Source organism: Micromonospora sp. CA-248212, from assembly GCF_050948405.1.
Taxonomy (GTDB): Bacteria; Actinomycetota; Actinomycetes; order Mycobacteriales; family Micromonosporaceae; genus Micromonospora.
The window spans coordinates 3,738,549-3,757,904 of the sequence record NZ_CP192023.1 but is presented as its reverse complement, the minus strand read 5'-3'; the positions used below and the strand labels follow the sequence as shown (position 1 = coordinate 3,757,904).

Annotated in this window: 17 protein-coding genes; 6 read left to right on the top strand and 11 right to left on the bottom strand. The window is 72.1% G+C overall.

The window, feature by feature from the left end; genetic code table 11:
- Window positions 1–260 precede the first annotated feature (260 nt).
- The 8 genes from ACQP03_RS18055 to ACQP03_RS18020 all read right to left on the bottom strand — a co-directional run bounded on the left by ACQP03_RS18055 (window position 261) and on the right by ACQP03_RS18020 (window position 10,920).
- Window positions 261–1,748, bottom strand: a complete 1,488-nt coding sequence (locus ACQP03_RS18055; RefSeq protein ID WP_357169828.1) for an FAD-binding protein — start codon at window positions 1,746–1,748, stop codon at window positions 261–263.
- Between the two features lie 149 nt (window positions 1,749–1,897).
- Window positions 1,898–2,626 carry an HD domain-containing protein gene (locus ACQP03_RS18050; protein WP_357169831.1) on the bottom strand — a complete coding sequence of 243 codons (729 nt, stop codon included), beginning with the start codon at window positions 2,624–2,626 and terminating at the stop codon, window positions 1,898–1,900.
- Between the two features lie 81 nt (window positions 2,627–2,707).
- The gene (locus ACQP03_RS18045; protein ID WP_363660297.1) at window positions 2,708–4,057 is read right to left on the bottom strand and encodes a pectate lyase family protein; all 1,350 of its coding nucleotides are present in this window, start codon (window positions 4,055–4,057) and stop codon (window positions 2,708–2,710) included.
- 55 nt (window positions 4,058–4,112) lie between these two features.
- Window positions 4,113–5,291, bottom strand: coding sequence for a Gfo/Idh/MocA family protein (locus tag ACQP03_RS18040; RefSeq protein ID WP_363660296.1), 1,179 nt, complete (start codon window positions 5,289–5,291; stop codon window positions 4,113–4,115).
- A gap of 61 nt (window positions 5,292–5,352) precedes the next feature.
- Complete coding sequence (locus tag ACQP03_RS18035; protein WP_357169840.1) at window positions 5,353–6,846, bottom strand: mannitol dehydrogenase family protein; 1,494 nt, start codon at window positions 6,844–6,846, stop codon at window positions 5,353–5,355.
- Window positions 6,837–8,141, bottom strand: coding sequence for an enolase C-terminal domain-like protein (locus ACQP03_RS18030; protein WP_363660295.1), 1,305 nt, complete (start codon window positions 8,139–8,141; stop codon window positions 6,837–6,839). Before ACQP03_RS18030 ends, ACQP03_RS18035 begins: the two co-directional genes overlap by 10 nt.
- Entirely contained in the window at window positions 8,138–9,571 is a 1,434-nt protein-coding gene (gene uxaC, locus ACQP03_RS18025) for a glucuronate isomerase (RefSeq protein ID WP_357169846.1), read from the bottom strand. The genes ACQP03_RS18030 and uxaC overlap by 4 nt, the downstream gene beginning before the upstream one ends.
- A gap of 20 nt (window positions 9,572–9,591) precedes the next feature.
- The gene (locus tag ACQP03_RS18020) at window positions 9,592–10,920 is read right to left on the bottom strand and encodes a Gfo/Idh/MocA family protein (RefSeq protein WP_357169849.1); all 1,329 of its coding nucleotides are present in this window, start codon (window positions 10,918–10,920) and stop codon (window positions 9,592–9,594) included.
- A 240-nt stretch (window positions 10,921–11,160) separates the two neighbouring features.
- On the opposite strand from ACQP03_RS18020, the gene ACQP03_RS18015 reads away from it, so the two are divergent.
- The 6 genes from ACQP03_RS18015 (at window position 11,161) to ACQP03_RS17990 (ending at window position 17,096) form a co-directional block, all read left to right on the top strand.
- Window positions 11,161–12,219, top strand: a complete 1,059-nt coding sequence (locus ACQP03_RS18015) for a LacI family DNA-binding transcriptional regulator (RefSeq protein ID WP_357118223.1) — start codon at window positions 11,161–11,163, stop codon at window positions 12,217–12,219.
- 91 nt (window positions 12,220–12,310) lie between these two features.
- A complete protein-coding gene (locus ACQP03_RS18010; protein ID WP_357169852.1) occupies window positions 12,311–13,654 on the top strand; it encodes an ABC transporter substrate-binding protein in 1,344 nt (447 codons plus the stop codon).
- Between the two features lie 32 nt (window positions 13,655–13,686).
- Window positions 13,687–14,670: a carbohydrate ABC transporter permease gene (locus tag ACQP03_RS18005; RefSeq protein WP_357118229.1), complete on the top strand. Its 984-nt coding sequence runs from the start codon at window positions 13,687–13,689 to the stop codon at window positions 14,668–14,670.
- Window positions 14,670–15,551 carry a carbohydrate ABC transporter permease gene (locus tag ACQP03_RS18000; protein ID WP_357118232.1) on the top strand — a complete coding sequence of 294 codons (882 nt, stop codon included), beginning with the start codon at window positions 14,670–14,672 and terminating at the stop codon, window positions 15,549–15,551. The genes ACQP03_RS18005 and ACQP03_RS18000 overlap by 1 nt, the downstream gene beginning before the upstream one ends.
- Window positions 15,535–16,218, top strand: a complete 684-nt coding sequence (locus ACQP03_RS17995) for a hypothetical protein (RefSeq protein WP_363660294.1) — start codon at window positions 15,535–15,537, stop codon at window positions 16,216–16,218. Before ACQP03_RS18000 ends, ACQP03_RS17995 begins: the two co-directional genes overlap by 17 nt.
- Window positions 16,215–17,096 (top strand): PmoA family protein, encoded by an 882-nt coding sequence (locus tag ACQP03_RS17990; RefSeq protein WP_363660293.1) that lies wholly within the window; start codon window positions 16,215–16,217, stop codon window positions 17,094–17,096. The genes ACQP03_RS17995 and ACQP03_RS17990 overlap by 4 nt, the downstream gene beginning before the upstream one ends.
- Window positions 17,097–17,138: 42 nt before the next feature.
- Here ACQP03_RS17990 and ACQP03_RS17985 read toward each other — a convergent pair whose 3' ends face one another.
- From ACQP03_RS17985 to ACQP03_RS17975, 3 genes are read right to left on the bottom strand one after another with little or no spacing between them, the layout of a single operon-like run.
- Window positions 17,139–17,909, bottom strand: coding sequence for a hypothetical protein (locus tag ACQP03_RS17985; protein ID WP_363660292.1), 771 nt, complete (start codon window positions 17,907–17,909; stop codon window positions 17,139–17,141).
- A 54-nt stretch (window positions 17,910–17,963) separates the two neighbouring features.
- Window positions 17,964–18,422 (bottom strand): hypothetical protein, encoded by a 459-nt coding sequence (locus ACQP03_RS17980; RefSeq protein ID WP_357118244.1) that lies wholly within the window; start codon window positions 18,420–18,422, stop codon window positions 17,964–17,966.
- Entirely contained in the window at window positions 18,419–19,351 is a 933-nt protein-coding gene (locus tag ACQP03_RS17975) for a hypothetical protein (RefSeq protein WP_357118248.1), read from the bottom strand. Before ACQP03_RS17975 ends, ACQP03_RS17980 begins: the two co-directional genes overlap by 4 nt.
- Window positions 19,352–19,356: the final 5 nt, after the last annotated feature.

Genomic DNA, 19,356 nt, shown 5'->3' with positions numbered 1-19,356 from the left:
TGGCCGCTACCTGTCTGGCCTGGCCGCTACCTGTCTGGCTCCTGCCCGGCCGTCGGTCTGCCCCCGCCAACAGTCCGCTCAGTCAGCCCGGCCGCCCGTGGGCGGCGGCCACGGGTCTCCTGCGCGCCCTCTGCTCTGCTTCAACCCGCGCAACACTGAGACGCCGTCAGTGTTGCCTCCGTTGAAGCAGAGCAAGGGACGCGCGAGGGGGTGGGGTAGGGGCGTCGGTTGGCGGGCGGGCGGGCCGCTGGTCAGCCGGGTCAGTGGGTCGCGGGCGGGATGCTCTGCTCGTACTGGAAGACGTTGTGCGGGTCGTACTTCGCCTTGACTTTGCGCAGTCGCGGGAAGTTGCGCCCCCAGTAGGCCTCCTCCCACTCCGCCATGCCGATGTTCGGCACATTGACGTACGCGCCGTCCACGTAGGGTCGCAGCGCCTGGCTGAACTCGGCGATCCAGGTCTGCGCGATCGGGGTGATGGCGTCGCCGCTGTCCGGCTCGCCGCGGGTGCCCCAACCAGCGCCGGGCTCGGAGTAGAAGAGCGCGTCACGGTGCGGGAACGCCGAGCCGCCGAAGGGCTCCTGCCGTTGGGCGCCCCGGCCGAACGCCTGGGTGAAGAAGTTGCTGTCCGGCGACGGCGCCTTCTCCATGAACTCGCGGACGATGCTGATCGCCCTTGTCGGGAAGGGTTCCCTGGTGAACTGGGAGAAGAACTTCCACTTCGCCGGCTCTTCGTCGTTCGGGACCTGGAATCCGGCGTACGTCTCGCTCCAACCGCCGATCTGCACGCTGACCTCGGGGTTGCCGATGGAGAGCAGCGGTTCCAGCAGCCTTCTCACCTCCGCCTCCGATCCCTCGGCGAGCACCCCGAACACCAGGATCTCGGTCGGGTGGATCTCGACCTGGCTGCCGAGGCGGGGGTCGGCGAACGGCGCGACGCGCTGCCAGGTGTCGAAGACGTCGTGCAGGTCGTCGAGGCCCGACCAGGTCGCCTGCAGGTACGCCACGCTCTCCAGCGGGGCTACCTGGTAGGTCAGGGAGGTGACGATCCCGAAGTTGCCGTTTCCGGCGCCGCGCAGCGCCCAGAGCAGGTCCGCGTGGTTCCACGGGTCCACCTCGAGCACCCTGGCGCCGTTGGCGCCCGCCGCGACGACGATCTCCGCCCCGATCAGGTTGTCGCAGGCCATGCCGAGGTAGCGGGTGAGGAACCCGAAGCCGCCACCGAGGGTCGCGCCGGACAGGCCGACGGTCCCCTCCGTTCCGGTCGTCGCCGCGAGGTCGTACTCCCCGAGCGCGGTGATCGCTTCCGACTGGTTGAGCCCCGCGCCGAGCTTCGCCGTGCGCGTGGCGGTGTCGATGTGGACGTCCTTCAGCTCGCTGACGTCGATGACGAGGCCGTTGTCGACGTTCGACCAACCTTCCAGGCTGTGCCGGCCGCTGCGTACCCGCAGCGCCACGTCGTGCTGCCGAGCCCAGGTGAGGGCGTTGACGACGTCCTGGGTCTCCTGAGCGAAGACGATGACCAGCGGGTAGCGCACGAACAGCTCGTCCCAGCCGATGCTCGCCTCCGCGTAGTCGGGGCTCTGGGGGCGGACGATCCGGCCGGTCAACGTCGCGGGCGGGTAGGTGTCGCCGACGGGTGGGCCGTCCGCCGCCACCGCCGAACTGCCAGCCATCACGCCGGGCAGGGCGATCGCTCCGGCGCCGACGGCCGTCGCCCTGAGCAGATCGCGACGAGAAAGGTCGCGCATGGTCCGAATCCTCTCGACGGGGGTCGCGTCAGAGATTCGACCGAGAGGACCTTTGCCTCCCAACTGACGCAAAACCACCGTAATTCCGCAGGCTGCGGCGCAGATCCGAGAACTTGTCACAGAACCCGGTCGGGTGACGCGACGGCAGGTCAGTTGGCGTGCGCGGGCTGGTCCAGGATGGCGCTGAACCGCTCCTCGGCAAGATCGAGCTGACCGAAGATGTGCCGCTTGACCCCCGCCGACAACGGCGTGTCCGGCCGGCCGATCAGATCCCGGAAGAGCGGCACCAGCGGCCGGTACTTACGGGCCGACGAGACGACCTTCGGCCCGACCGTGTGGATCACGCCGACGCCGTTGTCGGTGAAGTCCGACACCTTGATCACCCGGGCCCAGGGCTCGCGGTCCAGGCTGACCGCCAGGTGCTCCCGGTACTGCGTGTTGCGGTCCCGCTCGGGGTCGTACACCGGGTTGGTGACGGCGGCGACGAGCGTCGCGACACGCGTCCCGAACCGCACGGCGAGCGCGGCCAGCGCGGCCCCGGTCGGGTCGGTGCCGGCGCCGTCGCCGGCCAGCTCGACCGGGTGGTCCTCGACCGCGTCGTGCAGCAGGCCGGCGACGATCACGTCCACGTCGCGCACCTGGTAGTGGTGCATCAGTCGGATCGCCACCCGCAGCAGGTGGTTCAGGTACGGCTCGCGGACGCGCCGGTCGTCACGGTGCAACTCGGCGGCCAGGTCGAGCGCGGCGGTCAACCGCTCGCGGGCGGCGTCGTCGAACTGTTGGATCTCCAGCCGGAAGCGCTCCAGCAGGCCCGGTTCGCCGTGGATCTCGGTGATCGCGTGCATCGGCATGCTGCCCAGGTGCGGCGGGAAGTCCATGCGTCACTTATAGCCGATCTTCACCACATCGATGAGCCCTTACGTCGTCGACCCGACCACGAACTCCGGCGGGTCGAGCCGTCAGATCGGCAACCGGTCGGCCCCGGCCAGGGGATTCACCACGAGAGGGACCAGCGGCGTCGGTAGCACGGGATCACGACGCAGGGTGGGCGTCCAGCCCGCGTCGGCGGCCAGGTCGGGATCGTGGACCGCGTTGTACGCGGCCAGCAGGTCGACCGGCCGGGCCCGGCCGGTGCCCTGGCGCACCCAGGAGCCCCGCTCGGTCAGCCCGGTGCCACCCCAGTCGTAGAGCAGGTCGGCCGGGTCGACCGCCGGATCCAGGGTGAAGAAGTTGTTCTCCGCGTACATCGCCGACTGGACCCCGACGCCGAGGGCGTACTGGAAGCCGTCCCCGCCGAGCCGGTAGTGGTTGTTGTAGACGTCGACCTGACCGAAGCGCACCCGGGGCAGTCGTTGCAGGACGCCGTCGAAGAGGTTGTGGTGCAGGGTGACCTTGAGCCGGCCCACGTCCGGCCCGACAGTGTTGGACGAGCCGATCAGCATCAGCTTGTCCCGCCCGATGAACCGGTTCCAGGTGGCGGTGACTCCGCTGGCGGTGTGGGTGACGTCCAACGACCCGTCGTGCACCTGGTAGGGCCGCCCGAAGTAGCTGGGCTGGGCGCTGTCCGGGTTGTCGCCGTCGGTGAACGTGTCGTGGTCGACCCAGACGTGCTCGCTGCGACGTACCGAGATCTGGTCGTACTGGCTGTTCCAGTTGCCGGTCTCGCCGTCGGTCGGCGACCAGGCGGGGAAGCAGTCCCGGGCGTCCACGAAGGTCAGGTTTCGCACGATGACGTTCGACGCCCGGTCGATCATGAGGGTGAGGCCGGTCAGCCGGGCCCCGCGCAGCCCGACGATCGTCGTGTTGGGGCCCACGTTGATCTGGGTCTGGCGGGTCTGGTTCGCCACCGACCGCACCCGGGCCTCCTCCAGCGGCCCGGCGGGGGCCACCCGACCCCACACCGCCGGGTCGTACGCGGCCAGGTAGGCGTCCAGCCGGTACGTCGGGTCGGCCAGGTCGGCGCAGCTCAGCGCCGTACCGTCGGGTGCTTCGAAGCCGTCGACGGCACCGTCCACGTAGATGAGCTTCGGCGTGGCATCGGTGGCGTTGGTGGCGTTGTCACCGCCGAGCGCGTCGACCAGCTCGGCCCGGCTGTGCACCACCCGGGTCCGTTCGGCGGTGGCCGCCGAGCCGCCGGTGGTGCCGTCGCCCTCGGCCGCCCAGCCGTCGCGCTCGGGCAAGGCCTGCCGACCGAGGTGGCGGGCCGACCAGGACAGCCGGTCGGTGGGCGGAACGTCGGGGTGGGCGGCGGCCGGTGCGGCGACGAGCAGCAGGGCGACCACCAGTACGCCGATGAGGGGTTTGCGCATCGCTTCGCTCCGTTCTGCTGAGGTGTCCGATGGCGTCGTGTCGGGTCCGGAGGTGCTATTCCGCGAGTTCGGTGCGATACGGGGCAGTCGCCCAGGGCACGCCCCACTCGCTCGGCAGCGCCCCGCGTTCGGCCGAGGCGCGCAGCACGTCGGCCACGCCGCGCAGGTGACGGACGCGCTGGTCTCCGTCGCCCACCCCGTCGACCAGCTCCCCGTCGAGCAGTCGGGGCTCGGGGGCGGCCCGCAGCGCGTCCAGCAGGGCGGTGAACGGCGCGGTACGGGCCAGCGGCGCGATCAGCGGCACCCCGACCGGGTCGATCCGGTGGGCGAGCAGGTTCTCCAGCAGGCCCCGTCGACCGGGGACGCGGCGGGTCACCGCGTCGCCGGGCAGGCGCAGCCGGTCGGTCGGGTACTCCAGCGACGCCGGGCCGCTCTTGCCGGTCACCACCAGCTCGCCGGCCACGAACTCGGCGGAGGCCAGCGTGACCGCCGCCAGCACGGGTGGGCCGGCGCGGAGACGGACGCGCAGCACCGCCGTGTCCTCCACCTCGATCGGCCGGACCCGGTAGCGCTCCACCTCGATCGCCGCCGGCCACGGTGGCGCCCCTCCCAGCGCCTCGGCGACCGCGAGGCACTGCATTACCGCGTGCGCGAGTGGGTTGACGAGCGCGCCGTCCAGCACCGGCCGGCCGTCCACGCTTCGTCGACCGGCCCACGGGGAGCGGGCGTAGTAGGCGTCCGGCCGTTGCCAGGCGGCGACGGCGGAGATGCCGGTGACCGTGCCCAACCGGCCTGCGGCCACCGCGTCGGTCAGCGCGGTCAGCGCCGCCGAACCGAGCGCCTGAAAGCCGACCTGCGCCACCCGGCCGGCCGCCGCGAGCGCGTCGGTCAGCTCGTGATGCTCGGCCAGCGACAGCACCGGCGGCTTCTCCAGCAGCAGGTCCGCGCCGGCCGCGACGGCGTCGCGGGCGATCGGCAGGTGGGTGTGCGGCGGAGTGCAGATCACCACCACCTCCGGGCGGGTGGCGGCGAGCATCGTCGGGTGGTCGGTGAACACGCCGACGCCGGGCGGCACGGGCGCCTCCCGCTCGTCGCGCACCGGTGCGACGTCGACCAGGGCGACGAGTCGCAGGCGGCCGTCGGCGTGCAGCGGGGCGATCACCCGCCGGTGCCAGTGACCGTGCCCGTTCGCCCCGATCACCGCCACCGTCGTCGGCGGCACCGACCCGTTCACGCGACACCGACCGATAGCGCCACCGCCGGTAGCGCCGCCCTCCCGGCCGGGGCCGCCCGGCTCACCGGACGCCGGCCAGGGTCGCCTCGACGCCGTGTCGTCCGAGCGCGGTGAGCCAGGCGGTCACCTGGGCGCGTACCTCGTCGTCCTCGGCGACCTCGGCCGGGATCACCTCGCGCAGCGCGAAGACGGCGTCGACCGCGCCGGCCGGGCTCTGCGCGCCGGCGTCCAGGGCGGCCCGGATCGGCCCCGCGAGCGGGTCCTGCAACGGCAGCGGGCGGCCGTCGTCGGCGTACCCCAGCGCGAAGCGCAACCAGGACGCCACGACCAGCGCGCCCCAGCGCGCGGACCGTCCGGACGCGCGCAGGTCGGCGATGGTCTGCAGGATGCGTTGCGGCAGCTTCTGCGACCCGTCGGTGGCGACCTGGAGGGTGCGGTGCCGGATCGCCGGGTTGCCGAACCGGGCCAGGACCTGTTCGCCGTAGTCGACGACCCGCACCCCGTCCGGCGGTGTGAAGCTGGCCGCGACGTCCTCGGCGATCAGCCGGCGCAGCACGTCGGCCAGGTGCGGGATCTCCAGGGCGTCCGCGATGGTCTCCCGCCCGGCCAGCGCGCCGAGGTACGCCACGGCCGAGTGCACACCGTTGAGGGCGCGCAGCTTCAACCGCTCCCACGGCCCGGCGTCGTCGGTCAGCACCGCCCCGGCGTGTTCCCAGCCCGGCCGTCCGCCGGGGAAGTCGTCCTCGATGACCCACTGCGCGTACGGCTCGGCGGCCACCGCGGCCAGGTCGGTGACGCCGAGCGCCCGACGGGCCGTGTCGATGGTCTCCGGGGTGCTGGCCGGCACGATGCGGTCCACCATGGTCCCCGGGCACGTCACGTTGGCGGCCACCCAGTCGACGAACCCGGCCGGCGTCCCGGCGGCCCGCGCGATCGCCTGGTCGACCAGGCCGCGCAGCCGTCGGCCGTTGGCCGGCAGGTTGTCGCAGCTCACCAGGGCGACCGGTCCGGCGTCCGCGGCGGCGCGGGCCGCCAGCCCGCGCAGCAGCAGACCCGGCACGGTGGCCGGGGGCCGATGACCGGCGAGGTCCGCGGCGAGCGCGGAGTCCGGCGACAACCGGCCGGTCACCGGGTCGAGCTGGTACGCCTTCTCGGTGACGGTGAGCGTCACGACGCGGACCGCCGGGTCGGCGAGCAACGCCACCACGGCGTCCGGATCGCTCGGCGCGTGCCGTACGCCGCTCAGCGCGCCCACCACCCGGGTGGTGGCGTCGGCGGCGGACAGGGCGCTCACGCTGAACAGGTTGTCCTGGGCGGCGAGCGCGTCGACCACGGCGGCGCTGCGCGGGGCGACGGCCACGATGCCCCAGTCGCCGCCGGCCGCGCCGACCGCCGCCTCGGTGTAGACCGCCTGGTGCGCGCGGTGAAAGGCCCCCAACCCCAGGTGTACGACGCCCGTCGGCACGGTGCCCGGCCGCACGAGGGGGCGGGAGTCGACGGGCAGGTGGCGCAGCACCCCCAGGCCGAGGCGGGACGCGCCGACGGTCACCGCCATGCCGGACCGTCCGGGAACCGGTACTCCGCGATCGACGACTGTCTCATGGTGGCGCTGTAACCGGGGCGCTCCGGGAGCAGGTACCGGCCGCCGCGGGTGCGTACCGGGTCGACGAAGTGTTCGTGCAGGTGGTCGACGTACTCGATCATCCGACCGTCGAGGCTCGTGCCCACCCGCAGGTAGTCGAAGATCGCCAGGTGCTGGACGTACTCGCAGAGGCCGACGCCGCCAGCGTGCGGGCAGACCGGCACCCCGAACTTGGCCGCCAACAGCAGCTCGGCCAGCACCTCGTCGACGCCGCCGACCCGGCACGCGTCGACCTGCATCACGCCGATCGCGTCGGCCTGGAGCAACTGCTTGAAGATGACGCGGTTGGCGGCGACCTCACCCGTGGCCACCCGGCACCGGCCGTCGGTCAGCTCGGCGACGGCGCGGTTGATCCGGGCGTGCCCGAGGATGTCGTCGGCGTGCGTCGGCTCCTCGATCCAGTACGGGTCCACCTCCGCGAGGGCGGTCATCGCGGTGATCGCCTCGTCGACGTCCCAGACCTGGTTGGCGTCCATCATCAACAGCGCGTCCGGGCCGATCTCGGCGCGGATGATCCGGGCCCGGCGCAGGTCGTCGGCGAGCGGGCCGCCAACCTTCATCTTCATGGCCCGCCAGCCGTCGTCGTACGCCTGCCGGGTCAGCGCCCGCACCTTGTCGTCGGGGTAGCCGAGCCAGCCGACCGAGGTGGTGTACGAAGGAAAACCGTCCCGTTCCAGCGTCGCCAACCGGTCGGCCAGGCCGTCGCGTCCCTTGTCGAGGATGGCCGCCGCCTCGTCGGGCGTCAGCGCGTCGCTGATGTGGTGGAAGTCGACGCTGGCGACGAGGTCGTCGGTGGGCAGCTCGGCCAGGAACCGCCACATCGGCTTGCCGGCGATCCTGGCCCGCAGGTCCCACACGGCGTTGACGAGCGCCCCGGTCGCCATGTGGATGACGCCCTTCTCGGGGCCCAGCCAGCGCAACTGCACGTCCGCGCTGAGCGAGCGCCAGAACGCCACCGGCTCGGCGGCGATCTCCTCGACCGTACGACCCTCGACGTGGTGGGCCAGCGCCCGCACCGCCGCGCAGGTGATCTCGTTGCCCCGGCCGTTGGTGAAGGTGAACCCCGCGCCCACCGGCCCGGAGTCGGTGCCCAGCTCGACGTACGTCGCCGAGTAGTCGCCCCGGTTGATGGCGTCGGACCCGTCGCCCCGGGCGGCGGTGGGGAAGCGTACGTCGTGCACCTCGACGGAGGTGATGGTGGTGGTCACTGGCTCGACCCTTCGAAGTGGAAGACCCGTTTGGGTAGCCGGTACGCCAGGTCGACGATCGTCTCGGCGGCCTCGTCCATCGCGAGCCGGTGCTCGGCGACCAGCCGGGCCAGGAAGCCGGCGTCGACCCGGCGGGCCACGTCGTGGCGTACCGGAATGGAGCAGAACGCCCGGGTGTCGTCGACGAACCCGGTCGTGTTGTAGAAGCCGGCGCTCTCGGTGACCGTCTCCCGGAACCGCCGCAGCGCCTCGGGGGAGTCCAGGAACCACCAGGGCGCTCCGAGCAGCAGCGCGGCGTATCCGCCGGCCAGGGGCGCCAGCTCGCGGGTGAAGGTGTCCTCGTCGAGGGTGTAGAGCACCACCGTCAGCCGGGGGTCGTTGCCGTAGCGGGACAGCAGCGGGGCGAGCGCGTGCACGTACTCGGTGGCCTGCGGCACGTCGCCGCCGACGTCCCGGCCGTGCCGCTCGTACAGCCAGCGGTTGTGGTTGCGCACCGCGCCGGGGTGCAGCTGCATCACCAGTCCGTCGTCGAGGGACATCCGGGCGAACTCCATCAGCATGTGCGCCCGGAACGCCTCCGCGTCGGCGGCGTCCGCCGCGCCGCGCAGCCCACGGTCGTAGAGGCGGGCGGCCTGCGCCGGGCTCAGGTCCAGGGTGCGCGCGGTGGGGTGCCCGTGGTCCGACGAGGTCGCCCCGGCCGCGACGAACGCGGCCCGGCGGGCCCGCAGCGCGGCCAGATAGCCGGGGTACGTGCCGGTGTCCTCGCCGGCCAGCGCGCCGAGCCGCGCCACGTTGGCCGACCAGCCGTCGAACTCCATGTCCACCACGTCGTCCGGGCGGAAGGTGGTGACCACCCGACCGCCCGGCCCACCCCAGCCGTCGGCGGCGAGCTTGGCGTGCGCCGCGAGGTCGTCCAGCGGTGACTCGGTGGTGGCGAGGACCTCGATCCCGAAGCGCTCGAACAGCGCCCGGGGCCGGAACTCCGGCTCGGCGAGCCGCGCGGCGATCTCGTCGTAGAGGGCGTCGGCGGTGTCGGGACGCAGCGGGGTGTGCGCCCCGAAGACGGTACGGAGGGTCTGTTCCAGCCAGAGCCGCGACGGGGTGCCCCGGAACAGGTGCCAGTGCGCGGCGAAGCGCCGCCAGATCACCCGCCCGTCGGCCTCGACCGGGCTGCCGTCGCGGGTGGGGACCCCCAGGTCGCCCGGGGGTACGCCCTGACTGAGCAGCATCCTCGTCAGGTAGTGGTCGGGCACGATGAGCAGCCGCGCCGGGTCGGGGAAGGGCTGGTCCTCGGCGAGCAGGGCCGGGTCGACGTGCCCGTGCGGCGAGATGATCGGTTGCCGCGCCGCGAGGGCGTACAGCTCCCGGGCCAGCGCGCGCTGGCCCGGCTCGGCCGGCAGGAGCAGGTCGGTGTGGTCGGACGTCGGCACGGGGCTCCTCGTTCTGCTTCTCAGCGGGTGGTGAGCAGGTCAGCGACGCGCACGGCTCGCCCGGTCTCCAGGGACCGGTTGGCGGCCAGGCCGGTGAGCAGGGCCAGCGCGCCGTCCTCGGCCGTCGCGGCGCGGCCCAACGGATCAGGCTGACCGCCCAGGAGCACCGCCGTCATCCGGGCGTCCGCGCCGCCGTGCCCCTGGCGGGTACGACCCTCGATGAGGATCCGTCGGGGCGGTTCCCAGAACGGGCGCACCGTGAGCGTCGCGTCGCCCCCCTCGGTCGGCGCCTCGACGCCGTGCAGGGCCGCGCCCTTGACGGCGCCGGCGGTGCCCCGGTCGACGTAGTCGTTCTCGGTCACCTCCAGTTCGAGGCGTCCCCGGCTGCCGTTCACCATCACCCGGTAGCCCTCCCAGGGGGCGTACGCGGTGAGGTGGTAGGTCATTGTCGCGCCGGTGGAGTAGCGGGCCAGCACCGCCATGTCGTCCTCGATGCTCACCCCGGGGGCGAAGACGTTGCGGTCGCGCTGGTAGCCGTCCTCGGCCTCGGCGTCGAGGTACAGCTCGCGCAGTCGGGGGTGCGCGTCGAGCCGCAGCGCGAACGGGTCGTCAACCGCGGCGGGGGAGCGGTACGCCCGGTCGTAGTCGCGGGCGTAGCCGTGCCGGCGGCCGCTCTCGCCGTAGAAGAAGAGTCGACCGGCCGCGTACACCTCGACCGGGGTGGCGGCCAGCCACCAGTTGACCAGGTCGAAGTGGTGGCTGGCCTTGTGCACCAGCAGGCCGCCGGAGGTGGCCTTGTCGCGGTGCCAGCGGCGGAAGTAGTCGGCCCCGTGGCGCACGTCGAGCAGCCACTCGAAGTGCACCGAGCCGATCTCGCCGACCGCGCCCTCGGCGAGCAGCCGGCGGACCTGCTCGTGCAGCGGGTTGTAGCGGTAGTTGAAGGCGACCGCAACGCTGCCGCCGGTCTCGGCCACGGCCTCCAGGATGCGCCGGCAGCGGGCGGCGTCCACGGTCATCGGCTTCTCGGTGACGACGTCCCGGCCGGCGCGCAGCGCGGCCACCACGTACTCGTCGTGGGTGACGTCCACGCTGGTCACCAGGACGACGTCGACGCGTTCGGCGTCCAGCATGGAGGCGAATCCGCCGGCGGGGTACGTGGGCACCGGCCGGTGTCCCAGCTCGCCCAGCCAGCGGTTGTGCGCGTCCATCCGGGTCTGGTTGACGTCGGCGAAGGCGACCAGCTCGGCGGAGTCCGGGTGGTCGAGCACCAGGGCCCGGACGAACATCTCCGCTCGCGCGCCGGTGCCCACGATGGCGTAGCGGACCCGCCCGCCGGATCTCGGTGACATGCGATCGCCCTCCGGATGACCCCTGCAAAGGTTTGCAGTGAAGTAACCACGATCAATGTGATGGCGTCAACGACAGCGGCACAACCGGCGGCAATTGTGGGTTTTTGCGGGGTTGAAGGCCACCACTGGGCGTCTCGATGCAACAAAGCTGCAAACATTGACCGTTGACAGTGGAGCAACCGTTTGCATTAATTGGCGGCACCCGCGTGACCACCGCCGCACTCGGACGAAGGGGCCGCCGTGCCAGTCACCATCCGGGACGTCGCCCGCGCCTCCGGGGTGCACATCTCCACCGTGTCCCGCACCTTCTCCGCCCCGCACCTCGTCAACCCCGAGACCCGGGTCCGGGTGCTGGCCTGCGCGGAGGACCTGGGCTACCGGCCGAACCGGGCCGCCCGCGCCCTCATCACCGGGCGTACGCACAACATCGGGCTGATCATCGCCGACATCGCGAACCCGTTCTTCCCACCGCTGATCAAGGCGGCGGAGAGCCAGGCACGCCACCGCGACTACCACGTCTTCGTGGCCGACACCAACGAGGACCCGACCGCCGAGGAGGAGTTGGTCCACGCCCTCGCCAAGCAGGTCGACGGGGTGCTGCTGTGCAGCCCCCGGATGAGCAACAGCCTGATCGAACAGCTCAGCCGCGAGGTGCCGCTGGTCGTGGTGAACCGTCAGGTGACCGGCCTGGCCTGCGTGCTGATGGACGTCGGGCAGGGCGCCCGGGCAGCCGTCGAGCACCTGATCGGTCTCGGTCACCGCGACATCGCCCTGCTCGGCGGGCCGCGCAGCTCGTGGACCAACCGGGAGATGCGGCGTGCCGCCACCACGGCCGTCCGGGCCGGTGGCGGGGAACTGACCGTGCTCGGCCCCAACGCTCCCACCGAGACCGGCGGCTCCGCCGTGGCCGAGCAGGTGCGGCACAGCGGCGTCACCGCCGTGCTCGCCTACAACGACCTGATGGCGATCGGCCTCATCGAAGGGCTGGACGCGCTCGGGGTCCGGGTGCCGCAGCAGGTGAGCGTCGTCGGGGTCGACGACATCGCCCTGAGCCGGCTCACCCGACCCAAACTGACGACGGTGGCCACACCCACCGGGGCCGCCGGCCGGACGGCCGTCGACATGCTGCTGCAACAGGACATCGAGTCACCGCGCGGCGCGCGGGGGCCCGGTACCGGCACGGCGGTCGGCGTCCGGCGTACCACCGCACAGGTAATGCTCCAGACCGACCTGGTCATCCGCGACTCGACCGGGCCGGGTCCGCATGCCCGGCCGGCACGTCCCCTGGCCGCGCCCTAAGGCCCGGACCCGCACTGCCCTGCAGGTCCGGGCATCCCGACCGCGGCCTCGGGTGATGCCGTCGCCTCCTAAAGCCGAGGAGTGAGCGCACATGCACCCCGCAACGTCCCCCACCACCGGCACGCCCGTCGGGCGTCCGCCCGCCACCCCGCTGCCCCGGCGGCGGCTGCTGCGCGGCCTGCTCGCCGCGACGGTCGCCGCGCCGCTGCTGTTCGGCGCCGCCGCGTGCGGCGACGACGACGCCGCCGACCCCAACGCCCCCGTCAAGCTCTCGATCTTCTGGTGGGGCGGTGACGCCCGGGCCAAGCTGACCGAGGACGCCCTCGCCCTCTACACAAAGAAGCATCCCAACGTGACCTTCGAGAAGACCTGGCAGGCCAACCAGGGCTACTTCGACAAGCTCGCCACGCTCACCGCCGGTGGCAACCCGCCCGACCTGTTCCAGATCGACGACAACTACCTCGCCGAGTACGCGGCTCGCAACACCACGCTCGACCTCACCTCGTACCAGAAGTCCGGCAAGCTGGACACCGCCACGTTCCCCAAGAGCCTGTGGCAGTACGGCGTCGTCGACGGCAAGCTCGCCGGCCTGGCCGCCGGGGAGAACACGCAGGGTCTGGTCTACAACAAGACGCTGCTGGCGAAGCACAACCTGCCCGAACCGACCACCGGGATGAGCTGGGAGCAGCACATCGCCTGGGCCGAGGGAGTGTCCGCCAGGACGGGGGTTCCCGGCACCCAGGATCCGAGCGCCGACTACAAGGCGTTCTGGGTCTGGCTGCGCCAGCAGGGCAAGGACCTCTACCAGGGCAAGGATCTGGGCTTCACCGCCGAGGACGTGACCGCCTGGTTCGACCTCTGGAAGGGCGCGCGGGACCGTAAGGCCACCCCGACCGCCGACGTCATCCACGAGGGCAACTCCAGCGACGTCACCAAGCAGTTGGTGGTCACCGGCAAGTCCGCGACGTCCTGGGTCTGGGCCAACCAGATGCCGGACCTGAAGAAGAACACCAAGGACGAGCTGGGAGTGATCGCCTACCCCGGCGATCCGAGCGCGCAGTGGGCCCGGGCCTCGATGTACTGGTCGGTGTTCAAGGGCAGCAAGAACAGGGACGTCGCGGTCGATGTGATCAACTTCCTGGTCAACGACCGGGAGGCCGTCACCCTGCTCGGCACCGACCGGGGCCTGCCGTCCAACCTGGACCTGCGTCAGGTCGTCAGCGACGGCACCACCGACCCCGCGATGAAGCAGTCGATCGCCGTCGAGGCGGAGCTGACCCAGAAGTTCGGCGAGTCGCCACAGGTGCCGATCAAGGGACACAGCACGGTCAAGTCCGAGCTGGTCAAGGCCGCCGAGAGCGCCCAGTACGGCCGGGCCACCCCCGCGCAGGCCGCCGCCCAGTTCATCGAGGCGTGCAAGGGCGCCATCGCCTGACCCGCCCCACGAGGCGAGGAGAGGAGCCGATCGTGGCGTTGACCACGGCGCCCGACCCGACCCGACCCGGCCCCGGATCCGTCCGGACCCACCCCACCCGGCGTGGGTCCGGCGGCATCCGGCACCGCGAGGGTCTGGCGGGGTACGTCTTCCTGTCGCCGTGGCTCATCGGCCTGATGGGTGTCACGGCGGTCCCCATGCTGCTGTCGCTCTACCTGAGCTTCACCAACTACGACATCCTCACCCCGTTCTCCGAGGCCCGGTGGGTGGGGCTGGCCAACTACGAGCGGATGTTCACGGCCGACCCGTCGTACTGGCACGCCGTGCGGGTCACCCTGACCTTCGCGCTGGTCGCCGTACCCCTGAAACTGGCCGCGGCCCTCGGCGTGGCGCTGCTGCTCAACCGCGCGTGGCGCGGCGTCGGCCTGTTCCGCGGCCTGTTCTACCTGCCGTCGCTGCTCGGCGGCAGCGTGGCGCTGGCCATCGTCTGGGTCAACATGTTCAACCGCGATGGTGCGTTCAACTCGCTGCTGAGCCTCTTCGGCATCGAGGGCAGGCCCTGGGTCAACGACCCGGACTGGGCCCTGCAGACGCTCATGGTGCTGGCCATCTGGCAGTTCGGCGCCCCGATGGTGATCTTCCTGGCCGGGCTGAAACAGGTGCCCACCGAGCTGTACGAGGCCGCGTCCGTCGACGGCGCCGGTCGGTTCCGGCAGTTCCGCGCCGTCACCCTGCCGATGCTCTCCCCGGTCATCTTCTTCAACCTGGTGCTGGAGACGATCAACGGCTTCCAGGGCTTCACCGCCGCGTTCGTGCTCAGCAACGGCACCGGCGGCCCGGTCGACTCGACCCTCATGTACACGCTGAACCTCTACATCACCGGCTTCACCGACCTGGAGATGGGCTACGCCTCGGCGATGGCCTGGGTGTTCCTGCTCGCCATCGCGGTGCTCACCGCGATCTTCTTCAGCACCGGGCGGTTCTGGGTGCACTACTCCGACGGGGAGGACCGGTGATGGCGACTCCGACGGCGGCGGCGCTGCCCGGAGCGGGACGACGCCCCGGCGGCCGGCCCGTGCTGCGGCTGCTGATCCTGGTGGTGATCGTGGCCGTGGTGCTCTACCCGCTGATCTGGATGGTCGGCACCTCCGTGAAGTCCCAGGAGGAGATCGTCAACAACGTCGGGCTGCTGCCGGAGCGGTTCACCCCGGGCAACTACACCGCCGGCTGGTCCAACTTCGACGTCGGATTCGGCCGGTTCTTCCTCAACAGCGCGCTGGTCAGCCTGCTCACCGTCATCGGCAACGGGCTCTCCTGCCTGCTGGCCGCGTACGCCTTCGCCCGCCTGAGGTTCCGGCTGCGTGGCCTCTGGTTCGCCGTCATGATCGGTACGCTGCTGCTGCCCCAGCACGTGCTGATCGTGCCGCAGTACATCCTGTTCCGCACCCTCGGTCTGGTGGGTGGCGAGTGGCCCTACCTGCCGCTGCTCATCCCGCAGTTCCTGGCCACCGAGGCGTTCTTCGTGTTCCTCATGGTGCAGTTCATGCGCGGCGTCCCACGGGAGCTGGACGAGGCGGCGCGGATCGACGGCGCCGGCCCGTACGGGATCTTCCGGCACATCATCCTGCCGCTGAGCCGACCCGCGCTGGTCACCACCGCGATCTTCTCGTTCATCTGGACCTGGAACGACTTCTTCCGCCAACTGGTCTTCCTGTCCCAACTGAAGGACTACACCGTGCCGGTGGCGCTGACCCTCTTCATCGACTCGACGAGTCAGAGCGCGGTCGGGCCGATGTTCGCCATGTCGGTGCTGTCGCTGCTGCCGGTCTTCCTGTTCTTCGTCGCGTTCCAACGGATGCTCGTCGAGGGGATCAACACCAGTGGCATCAAGGGCTGAACCCGTCGACGACGCCGAGCGGCGGGACTGGCGGGACGTCGCCCGCGACGCCGCGGACCTGGCGCTGCTCGGCATCCTGTTGACCCTCGCGGCGGCGCCGCTGCTCACCGCCGCCGGGGCGGCCGGTACGGCCAGCGCGGCGGTGCGCGACTGGACGCGTACCGGCGGTTGGCCGTCGGCGCGGACGAGCCTGCGCCGGTTCGGCCGCTCGGTGCTGCCCGGCGTGCCGGTCAGCCTGCTCGCGCTCTGCGTGCTCGGGCTGCTCGCCGCCGACCTGGCGGCGCTGACCGCCGGGCGGGTGCCCGGTGGCCCACCGGCGCTGGCGGTGACCGCTCTGGTCGCGGCCGCTCTGGCCGGGTACGCCGGGCTGGTCGTCGTCGAGGCGGGCCGGAACGGGGGCGGGCGGTGGCGGGTCGCGGCCCGGTCCAGCGCCCGCGCCTGCCTCGACGCGCCCACCCGGTGGGCCGCCCTCACGGGCGTGACGGCGTTGGCGGGGCTGCTCGCCGTCCTGGTCACACCGGTGGCCGTGCCCATCCTCGCCGGCTACACCCTGGCGGCCCTGCACGCCGTCGCCAGCCGGATGCCGGTCCCCACGGACGTCGGCCGCGCCTTCGCCGCCGAGGTCGGCAGCCGCGAGCCGGCCGCCGTCCGGCCGGAGCTGCCGTGACCACCGATCCCGCCACCGACGCCGCTCCGGTCGCCGAGGAACCGGCTCGGCTGTTGGTCGGCGTGACCGAGGTGGCCCGGTACGTCGTCGACCCCGCGTTGGACGCGCGGCACGGCCCCCGGCCGTACCTGCACCCCGTGCGCACCCTCGGCGGCACGGTGGTCACCGACGCGCTCCCCGCCGACCATGTGTGGCACCTGGGAGCCTCCCTCGCGGTGCAGGACGTCGACGGCGTCAACCTGTGGGGCGGGCGTACCTACGTGCGCGACGTCGGCTACACGTGGCGCGAGGACCACGGGCGGATTGTCCACACCGGCTGGACGCGGCGCTCGGCGGACCGGCTGGCCCATCAGCTCCAGTGGCGCGACCCGCGCGGACGGGTGCTGCTCGCCGAGCGGCGTCAGCTGGCCGCGTCGGCGGTGACGCCGGACGTCTGGCGGCTCGACCTGGACTCCGCGCTCACCGCGCCGCCCGACAGGTCCGTGCGCCTGGGCAGTCCGGCCACCAACGGTCGTCCCGGCGGGGCCGGCTACGGCGGCTTCTTCTGGCGGGCGGTCGCCGCCGGGGGCGAGGCGACGGTGTTCACCGCCGAGGCGACGGGGGAGGAGGCGATCAACGGCAGCGCCACCCCGTGGCTGGCGCTGGCCGGCACCGGGCCGGGCGGTGGCGCGTACACCCTGGTCTTCGCGGGCCTCGGCCCCGGTGACCGGTGGTTCGCGCGGACCGCGATGTATCCCGGCGTCTGCGTGGCCTTCGCCTTCGACCAACCGGCGGAGGTCCCCGCCGCCACCACCCGCCACGGCAGCTACCAGGTGTGGATCGCCGACGGCACCCTGTCCCCAGCCCAATGCGCCACCCTCGCCAGCGCGCGTCGATGATGAAGTTGTTGTCCCGACACGCCGGGCGTGGTGACAACAACTTCATGATCGACCGGGTAGGGCGGCGGGGACGGCGGCGGCGGTGACGCGGATGGCCTTGACTATCGCCGGGATCGAGCCGATCAGCAGCACCAGCCCCCAGATGATGGCGATGATGGCGAAGACGATCGCGCCGATGTCGTCGAGGATGCTCACCAGGATCACCGGCACCAGATTGTGCAGGAATTCCAGCACGACGGTGCACAGCAGGGTGGTGATGATTATCAGGACGAGGCCCTTGTTCTGCAGAAACCGGGGCTGGGCCAGCACCAACAGCCCCGCCCAGACCAGCTTGAGCAGCAGCGCCAGGCCGAGCAGCACCGCCGCGTCGCCGACCGGGAAGAAGCCCCACAGCGCCAGGTACGCCAGGGTGCCGAACGGCACGGCCAGGAACAGCGACACCATGATTATCAGCTCCACGAACGCGATGATCAGCAGGATCAGCGAGCCCAGGATGAGCAGGATCGAGAAGATCAGCGTCGCGACGCCCTGGATCCGGCCCTGCACCCGCTCCGGCACCACCAGGCTCAGGCAGAACAGGCCAGTGGTCCAGAGCGCCACCGCGTCGATCAGCGCCAGGTAGCTGGTGCCCCGTCCGGACGGTTCGCTGACTCCGGCCGCGTCCACCTCCACGCCGAGGTCCGCCGCGCCGACCAGCAGCGCGCCGGTGGCGTCGCCGCCACCGGTGAGCAGCGACGATCCCACCTCGACGAGGACCACCAGCGTGATCGCGACCAGCGCGAGCAGCAGGAACGGCTTACGCAGGTCACCCATGGCGGGCCTCCGTACGGTCGGGGAGCGCCCGGCTCGGGCCGGTGGGTGGACCTGTCACCCGGCGGCGACGGTGACCGTGCATCCCACACCTCCCGGGCAGCCCAGCAGCACCGTGGTCGCGCTGTCGACGGCGATCCGGGCGACCGCCTCGCCACCGTCGTCCGGTTCGACCTCCGACCGCACGGTGAGGTCGGCGTCCCCGGGCGCCGGGGCGTTCACCACGAACGTGCGGCCACTGCGCAGCACCAACGTCCGCAGCTCGCCCGGGTCGGCGACCCGCACCGCGCAGCCGCCGACGAAGGTGAGCACGTCGCCGGTACGGTCGCAGTCGGCCTGCACGGTCGTCGGGTCGATCGTGCTGCTCGCCCCGGCCAGCCGGCCCAGCCGCTGCACGATTCCCGGCCGATCGCTCGCGCGGCCCTGCTCGCCGCCGCCGACGCCGACGGCGAGCGCGAAGAACGCCACCAGCAGCACCGCCAGCGTCACCAGGACGACCTTCTGCCGACCGCTCATCGCCGCGCGACCGCCCCGGGCACCTCGGTGAAGCGGATCTGGTCCACGCCCGCGAAGTACCTGTCGAAGCCCTGCGTCTTGCCGACGGCGACCAGGGTGAGCGTGTGCCGGCCCGCCGCCAACCGGACGGTGCCCACGTCGGTGAAGTCCTGCCGGATCACCGTCGGGCTGAAGCCGAAGAAGGTGCTGCCGAGCTGCACGCCGTCGATCTGCCAGATGGTGTTGGCGTAGTCGAAGCTCGTGGTGCGCGTGGTGGAGAAACGCCAGAGGGCGTCGGCCGGCAGTTCGACGGTGACGTTCACCCGGTCACCGGGCGCCAGGCCCGTGAAGAACAGTTGCGCGTCGTCCGACCAGGTGATGTCGCAGCAGTTCGGCTGCGCGTCGATGCCCGCCGCGGTCTTCGCCGGGGACTCCACCTTTGCCCCGTCGACCAGGCTCTCCGCCTCCAGCGTCACGACCCGTGGCGTGCCCGGCGTCGGTGGGCCGTCGGAGCGGGTCAGCAGGTAGCCGACCACCCCGGCGACCACGAGCACCAGCGCCGCGGCGGCGGCGATCCACGGCCACGGCGTCCGCTTCGGCGCGGCGACCGCCCGGACCTCGTACGTCACCCGGCCGCTGGAGCGCGAACTCTCCTCCGGCGCGGTGTTCGCCGAGTACGCGAACCCGGTCATGTCGTAGCGGCGGGGCGCGGTGCCGGCCGGCACCGCGAGGCGGACCAGGAACGAGACCGAACCCTGACCGGGCACCACCCGCTGCGGCTCGGTGACGGTGAACCAGGCCCGCTGGCTGCCCTCGCCGGGCGCCACGTCGAAGACGACGGTGTCCGGCGCGAGGCCCGGGTTGGAGACGGTGAACGTCAGCTCGCCGTGGTTGGCGGCGTCCAGGGTGAACTGCGACGCGGCGCCGACGACGGCCCATTCGGTGGTCATGAAGG